Raw genomic sequence first — 5,634 nt, forward strand, 5'->3', positions numbered from 1 at the left:
TACCACCGAGTGCTACACTCGGATCTTACCTCTTTCCCTCCACGACGCTCTTCCGATCTGGCGGCGGCCTTGCGGGTCTTGCCCGCGCGCGACGGCGGCTGGCAGAGGCCGCAGACGAAACCTTGATGCGGATCATGCGCATGCGCGACGAAGTGGCCGCCGCAGCGCGTGCACGGGGTCATCTGCAGCATCCCCGAATCGAAGAAGCGCACGAGCGTCCAGGCGCGCGTGAGACTCAGCGCGGCCTCGTCGCCGGACAGGTTCACGTGCTCCTGATAGAGCCGGTACGCCTTCACGATCGACTGGATCGGCTCGCAGCGGCCGTGGTCCTGCATGAACCGGTAGATGTTGTAGAACAGCGACGAGTGGATGTTCGGCTGCCACGTCATGAACCAGTCGGTCGAGAACGGCAGCATCCCCTTCGGCGGCGACACGCCCTTCAGTTCCTTGTACAGCTTGATCAGACGGTCCCGCGACAGGCTCGTCTCCGCTTCCAGCAGTTGCAGCCGGGCGCCCAGTTCGATCAGTTCGATGGCGAGGGTGATTTCCTTCACCTCGATCACGACGCTTTTGCTTGCCATGGTGATAACCGTCCGCTTGACGTTATTCGGATGGATGGCCAATACGCTGCCCACCGGCGCGGCACGCCGGGACAAACGCAAGGCGGGATGGATCAGCGGACGCCTTCGACCTGCTGCCCGGCCATCAGGATGGCCGAGTGGGCGTGCGCGACGACATCGCTGCGGCCCTTGTCGGCGAGCGACGAGAGCAGCGCGTGATCATCGAAGCGGAAGCGGCACAGCATCTGGTTCGACGCGGCAAGCTTCACGGTCTGTGCGAGCGTGAGGTTGGCGAGCACGTCGGCGAGTTCCTGGGAAATTCCCATGCGGAACATGCCCATCGCTTTGTCTTCCCGCAGCAGGCGTTGCGCGAGGAGGAGGTACGACAGGTTGACCTCTTTGATCTCACTGAGCATTTCGCTGGTAGCGCTCATGATTCCCCCGTTAAAGAGCTTTGCTTTGGCCATTCGTGTTATGAAAACGTTTGCTCGATCAGGGCGCTCTTGGCGCTCAGTCGGCTCGTTTATAGTCTTACAGGGCGAATTTTGGCCAAACGGCATTTATGCCGGTATCAGCGAAGTGGCGTATGCCATGCAGGATTTCTCTGTAAACCGTGTAGGAATTTTTCCGACAAGGCGAATTGAAAGGTGCAAGCGGGGAAGCGTGTGGCAGCAAGGATTCGGCTGCGATGGGTCCGATGGCCTTCAAGCGGTAATCGAAGGCTTTCCGGCAAGGCTGCCGACAATCGGATCGGTAAAAATTATAGTGCTTTTTCACGATGACGCAACAATAGTTGCGTCTATCTCCATTCCTGTTTCCACGCCCTTTTTCTCGGGGTTTTCGCGTATTTCATCGTGTAACAAGCCTTAAGTGTTTGAAAAAACACTCGAACCCCTCGGGGCGATATCGATAATGGACTCCAATGGGCGGCGGCGCGAGCCGTGCCGGCCCGCCCCGCAGCTTGCCGTCCGGCGCCCCGCGCACCCCGCCCAGGGCCCGGCCACGTACCGCCAACCGCGTACGTCGGCGAGTTCCGCAACCTTGCACGGGATCCGCATCAGCGCCACCGCGCCCCCGGATCGAAACAGGAGAAATCCATGCGAATTGCCCAGATCGCGCCGCTTTACGAAGCCGTTCCGCCGAAACTCTACGGCGGCACCGAGCGTGTCGTGTCCTACCTCACCGAGGCGCTCGTCGAACTCGGCCACGACGTGACCCTGTTCGCCAGCGGCGACTCCGTCACGTCGGCCCGTCTCGAGGCGGCCTGGCCGCGCGCACTGCGGCTCGACCCGTCGATCCGCGATTCGATGGCGCCCCATATGCGGCTCCTCGAAAAGGTCGCCCGGGTCGCGCATGAATTCGACGTGCTGCACTTCCACCTCGACTACCTGCCGTTCCCGCTGATGTCGCGTCTCGACACGCCGTACGTGACGACGCTGCACGGCCGCCTCGACCTGCCGGAGCTGCAGCCGGTGTTCGACGCGTTCCCGGACGCGCCGGTCGTGTCGATCTCGAACAACCAGCGCAAGCCGCTGCCGCAGGCCGCGTGGGCCGGCACCGTGTATCACGGGCTGCCCGACACGCTGCTCACGCCGCAGCCGGACGTGAAGCCCGAATACCTCGCGTTCCTCGGCCGGATCTGCCCGGAAAAGCGCGTCGACACCGCGATCCGGATCGCCGCGCAAAGCGGGCTGCCGCTGAAGATCGCCGCGAAGGTCGACAAGGCCGACGCCGACTACTTCAAGGAAGTGATCGAGCCGCTGCTCGGCGAGGCGCACGTCGAATTCATCGGCGAGATCAACGAGGCGCAGAAGCCCGCGTTCCTGTCCGGCGCGAAGGCGCTGCTGTTCCCGATCGACTGGCCGGAGCCGTTCGGCCTCGTGATGATCGAGGCGATGGCTTGCGGCACGCCGGTCGTCGCGTTCAACCGCGGCTCGGTGCCGGAAGTGATCGAGGACGGCGTGACCGGCTTCATCGTCGAGGACGTGCAGGGCGCGGTCGGCGCGCTGCACCGGATCGACAGCCTGTCGCGCACGGCCATCCGCGAACGATTCGACACGCGTTTCAGCTCGAAGGCGATGGCGCAGCGTTATGTCGAAACTTACGAATCGCTTTGCGCGGGCACCCGTCAACCGGCATTGCGCCGGGTCGCCGGCGCCTGACACGGAATTCCGCGAGGAAATATTCCGTAATCACATCCGCGCCGAAATCGGCGCGCAAAACAAAAGAGCCGCATCTCGATGCGGCTCTTTTGTTTGGGTTTTCGGTCATTCGATGACGAAACGATCGCGGTTTTTACCGACGATCCAATTCGGCGGCTTGCCTCGCCCGCTCCAGGTCGCGCCCGACTTCGGATCGCGGTATTTCGGGGGTAGCGGCGCCTTCTTCGGCGGACGCCCGCGCTTCGCTCGCTCCGCGAAGCCCAGATCCTGGGCAGTCAGCCCATATTCGGCAATCTTTTGCTGGACTTCCGCAATCACCGCCGCCACTTCCTGGCGGCGCACATCGTCCGCCTGGGCCTGCAGATCGGCGATCTGCGCCTTGAGTTTCGCGTATTGAGACATTTTTCGACTCCCCTTTTCGATGATGCGGCCCCGGCGAATCCGGCCGGGACACCAACATCCGTTACGCCATCCGCACTGCCGCCCTGCCCTTCAAAATTAATGCTGTCATCTTTAACCGATTCGGCTATATCGAGAATGCGGACTTATTCTAATAAAAGGCATTCGTCAGCTATTCAAATTTAACAATCGTTGACCCTCCCCGACCCGATTCATTTCCTATAATCCAGACCAATTCCGGGTGACGGTTTAAATCCGTCTCGTCGTCCGGTTGTCTTCAATCCACTTGACCAAGGTCCTTACATGAATCTTTCTCAGCGTCTCGCTGCAGAGGTATTCGGCACGTTCTGGCTGGTGCTCGGCGGGTGCGGAAGCGCCGTGCTGGCCGCCGCCTTTCCGGGCCTCGGCATCGGCTTTGCCGGCGTCGCACTTGCCTTCGGCCTGACTGTGCTGACGATGGCATTCGCAATTGGCCACATTTCGGGCTGCCACCTGAATCCGGCGGTGAGCGTCGGCCTGACGGTCGCCGGCCGCTTTCCCGCACGCGATCTCGTGCCGTACATCGTCGCGCAGGTGGTCGGCGCGACGCTCGGCGCATTCGTGCTGTACCTGATCGCGACCGGCAAGCCGGGCTTCGACGTCGTCGGCAGCGGCTTTGCGACGAACGGCTTCGGCGAGCGCTCGCCCGGCCACTACTCGCTCAGCGCGTCGTTCATTTGCGAAGTCGTGATGACGGGCTTCTTCCTGTTCGTGATCCTGGGCGCCACCGACAAGCGCGGCGTGCCGGCCGGCTTTGCGCCGATCGCGATCGGCCTGTGCCTGACGCTGATTCACCTGATCTCGATTCCGGTCACCAACACGTCGGTGAACCCGGCCCGCTCGACCGGCCCCGCGCTGTTCGTGGGCGGCGACGCGATCGGCCAGCTCTGGTTGTTCTGGGTGGCACCGATCATCGGCGCGGCACTCGCCGGGATCATCTATCCGCTGGTCGCGGGGCGTGACGACGCCGTCGACCTGTTGCCGGCATCGGCTCGCACAAGCGAATAAAACACTACGGGGTCAAGCGAGCAGAGCAGCGAGCCTCACGCTGTCAAAGAAGATCGAGGCAGGTAATTTCGACGGGCGCCACTGGCGCCCGTTTTTCATTTCCGCTCCGGCAGGAGGCTCAGGAGGCGGCGACGTTGTCTTCAAGCGAGAACAGCGTGCGCAGGTGGCGGGCGACGCCGGCGTCGAAGTTGTTGCCGATCCGCGGGATGTGCGGGAGCCGCGCAACCAGGTCGGGGTTCGCGTTGTTCATCATGAACGCGTGGCCGGCGGTTTCGAGCAGGTCGATATCGTTCATGTTGTCGCCGAACGCGATGCAGTGGCCGGTGTCGACGCCGAGCCGCGCGAGCACCGAGCGCAGCGCGCGGCCCTTCGACACGTTCGCGGTCATCACTTCGAGGCAGTCGGGCAGCGAGTACGTGACGTACAGCGCATCGCCGAAGCGCACGCGCATCTGCTCGGCGACGACCGCCAGATCGGCCGGATCGCCGATGTACAGCACCTTCGCGATATCCGCGCCGTCATGCGCAGGCATGTCGATCACGTCGTAGTGGAAGCCCGAATCCTGGTGGAATTCGAGCAGGTGCGGCGCATCGCGGTCGATCAGCCAGCCCTGGTCGGTGAACAGGTTGACGATCACGCGGCCGTGCGCGCCGACGATGTCCGGCTGCACGAGGCCGCGGACGATTGCCGGATCGATGTCCTGCGCGTGGATCGTCGTGTCGTCCGGCGCGTGCACGCGCGCGCCGTTCGACGTGATCAGGTACGGCCGGATGCCGAGCACGTCGCGAATGCCGGCGACGTCCGCGTAATGGCGCCCGGTGGCGATCACGAACTGCAGGCCGTCGCGGTCGAGCCGACGGACGGTGTCGATCGTGTACGGATCGAGCTGGTGGTCGCTGTTCAGCAGGGTACCGTCGAGATCGGTGGCGATGACTTTGTACATGGGACGGGAGAATGGCGCTCAGGGCTCTGCGGAACGGCCATTCTAACGTCGTGCCCGGTTGCCCGCCGGACGGTTCCCGGTCGATCGCCGCCACCGGCCCGGGTGCGGTGCGCGTTCAACCACCGCCAAAACGCCGTCAGCGCCCTTCCGCGGCCCGCAACGCCTGCAGCGCGAGTTGCAGCGCGCCGTGCGCAGAATCGTCGAGCGGCGCGCGCAGCCGCCCGGCGTGGCGCGCCGGCACGGTCGGTGCGAGGGCGTCCGCCAATCCGCCGCACAGCGCGACCGGCAGCGCCTGCTGCGGATCGAGCGCGTCGATCATCTTGCCGATCTCGTCGCCCGCCTGCGCGATCAGTGCGCCCGCGACCGGATGCGAACGGTGCGCGAGCACGATCGGCGCAAGCCGCGCGTAGATCGTCTGGTTCGCATCGCACGACCACTGGACGAGCGCGTCACGATCCTGCGCGCCCGTTTCCGCGAGCAGCGCGTTGGCAAACGCATCGCGCGGCACGCGGCCGTCGAGCGC

Annotated in this window: 6 protein-coding genes and 1 pseudogene; 2 read left to right on the forward strand and 5 right to left on the reverse strand. The window is 64.1% G+C overall.

Features of this window, described 5'->3' with window-relative positions:
* A partial coding sequence (gene flhC / locus G3N99_RS33525; protein WP_206124517.1) for a flagellar transcriptional regulator FlhC occupies nt 1–581 on the reverse strand: 581 nt, incomplete at its 3' end.
* 92 nt (nt 582–673) lie between these two features.
* Nucleotides 674–994, reverse strand: coding sequence for a flagellar transcriptional regulator FlhD (gene flhD / locus G3N99_RS33530; RefSeq protein ID WP_011350590.1), 321 nt, complete (start codon nt 992–994; stop codon nt 674–676).
* Between the two features lie 663 nt (nt 995–1,657).
* Between flhD and G3N99_RS33535 the strand changes: the two genes are divergently transcribed.
* A complete protein-coding gene (locus G3N99_RS33535; RefSeq protein WP_174940075.1) occupies nt 1,658–2,722 on the forward strand; it encodes a glycosyltransferase family 4 protein in 1,065 nt (354 codons plus the stop codon).
* A 105-nt stretch (nt 2,723–2,827) separates the two neighbouring features.
* Here G3N99_RS33535 and G3N99_RS33540 read toward each other — a convergent pair whose 3' ends face one another.
* Nucleotides 2,828–3,124 (reverse strand): H-NS histone family protein, encoded by a 297-nt coding sequence (locus tag G3N99_RS33540; RefSeq protein ID WP_011350588.1) that lies wholly within the window; start codon nt 3,122–3,124, stop codon nt 2,828–2,830.
* A gap of 300 nt (nt 3,125–3,424) precedes the next feature.
* Between G3N99_RS33540 and aqpZ the strand changes: the two genes are divergently transcribed.
* Nucleotides 3,425–4,168 carry an aquaporin Z gene (gene aqpZ / locus G3N99_RS33545; RefSeq protein WP_174940077.1) on the forward strand — a complete coding sequence of 248 codons (744 nt, stop codon included), beginning with the start codon at nt 3,425–3,427 and terminating at the stop codon, nt 4,166–4,168.
* A gap of 118 nt (nt 4,169–4,286) precedes the next feature.
* Here the strand turns inward: aqpZ and G3N99_RS33550 are convergent, their stop codons facing one another.
* Both G3N99_RS33550 and G3N99_RS33555 read right to left on the reverse strand, forming a co-directional pair.
* Nucleotides 4,287–5,111: a Cof-type HAD-IIB family hydrolase gene (locus G3N99_RS33550; protein ID WP_174940079.1), complete on the reverse strand. Its 825-nt coding sequence runs from the start codon at nt 5,109–5,111 to the stop codon at nt 4,287–4,289.
* A gap of 136 nt (nt 5,112–5,247) precedes the next feature.
* Nucleotides 5,248–5,634 (reverse strand): annotated as a pseudogene (locus tag G3N99_RS33555) (ATPase); the annotation flags it as partial.

Origin of the sequence: Burkholderia sp. Ac-20392, from assembly GCF_017104585.1 — a bacterium.
Lineage (GTDB): Bacteria > Pseudomonadota > Gammaproteobacteria > Burkholderiales > Burkholderiaceae > Burkholderia > Burkholderia lata.